Raw genomic sequence first — 1,263 nt, 5'->3', positions numbered from 1 at the left:
CCGACCTTGGCAAGGTCGTGCTCTACCAACTGAGCTATTCCCGCATAATCTTCGTCTTTCAATTTGTTGCTGCGTTAGCTTCCTTCACTCACACAGGTCACTTACAGAAGTAAGCTCTCTGTGATTCGTTCAGTTGCTGCCTTGCTACAAACTGAAATACTCGATTCTGTATTTCTTCATCGAACTTACTGATTTCACTCAGCTTCTTGCAGGCTCGCTGCTGTTCGATGCGATGCATTCTACTTATCTGACGCAGTGAGTCAATATAATTATCCACACACTGCGTCCGTTTGCTGCTTTTTAAATCGCATCGATCAGCTATCGAGCAAATCGCCGCGCGCGGCGCTCAAATACTGGAACATTGACCAGAAAGTCAGCACTGCGGCGATGTACAGCGCAACCACACCCACGCCTACCACCGTGGCTTCAGGACGCCACAACAAAGCGAACAGCGAGAACATCTGCGCGGTGGTTTTCACCTTGCCGATCCACGACACCGCCACGCTGCTGCGTTTGCCAATCTCCGCCATCCATTCACGCAGTGCAGAAATAATGATTTCGCGGGCGATCATGGTTGCCGCAGGCAGCGTAATCCACCACGCGTGGAAATGCTCAGCCACCAGCACCAGCGCAATCGCCACCAGCACTTTATCCGCCACCGGATCGAGGAACGCGCCAAAACGCGTGGTCTGCTTCCAGCGACGCGCTAAATAACCATCAAACCAGTCAGTGACCGCAGCAATCACAAAGATCAGTGCAGTAGCAAAAGGAGCCCATTGAAATGGCAGATAAAACGCCAGGACAAAGAAGGGAATAAGTACGACTCGAAACAGGGTAAGACACGTCGGAATGTTAAATTGCATATGCCAGTAACTGTCTGGTGTGAGTAGGGTTTCATGTATGTTCCTACATTGCCCCCCCTCTTTCAACGTTAGTGTTTCAGTGAGTAGTAGATTTTTTCCGCCAGCGCGGTAGAAATTCCCGGCACTTTGGCGATCTCATCGACGCTGGCGTTCATCAACGGTTGCAGGCCGCCCATATACTTGAGCAGCTGTTGGCGCCGTTTGGGTCCCACGCCTTCAATGCTTTCCAGTGCGCTGGTGTTCTTCACTTTGGCGCGTTTTTTCCGGTGACCTGAAATCGCATGATTGTGAGAGTCATCACGAATATGCTGGATCACATGCAGTGCAGGCGAGTCCGGCGGCAAAGAAACGCCCTCGCCTTCCGCTTCAAAGAACAGCGTTTCCAGCCCGGCTTTACGAT

2 protein-coding genes are annotated in these 1,263 nt (G+C 51.5%); both read right to left on the bottom strand.

What is annotated here, in order from left to right:
• Positions 1-314: 314 nt before the first annotated feature.
• Complete coding sequence (pgsA, locus tag RTM06_RS06890; protein WP_265297118.1) at positions 315-863, bottom strand: CDP-diacylglycerol--glycerol-3-phosphate 3-phosphatidyltransferase; 549 nt, start codon at positions 861-863, stop codon at positions 315-317.
• A gap of 68 nt (positions 864-931) precedes the next feature.
• Positions 932-1,263, bottom strand: a 332-nt coding sequence (locus tag RTM06_RS06885) for a helix-hairpin-helix domain-containing protein (RefSeq protein WP_312180885.1), incomplete at its 5' end; no start/stop codon positions are given.

Origin of the sequence: Pantoea sp. CTOTU46764 (assembly GCF_031974595.1) — a bacterium.
GTDB classification, from domain to species: Bacteria; Pseudomonadota; Gammaproteobacteria; order Enterobacterales; family Enterobacteriaceae; genus Pantoea; species Pantoea trifolii.
The sequence above is the reverse complement of the archived record's forward strand: the minus strand, read 5'-3'. Positions and strand labels throughout refer to the sequence as shown.

What these genes read in the sequence shown, in the direction of transcription:
- pgsA (WP_265297118.1), bottom strand. Translation starts at nt 863, where the DNA reads ATGCAATTTAACATTCCGACGTGTCTTACCCTGTTTCGAGTCGTACTT.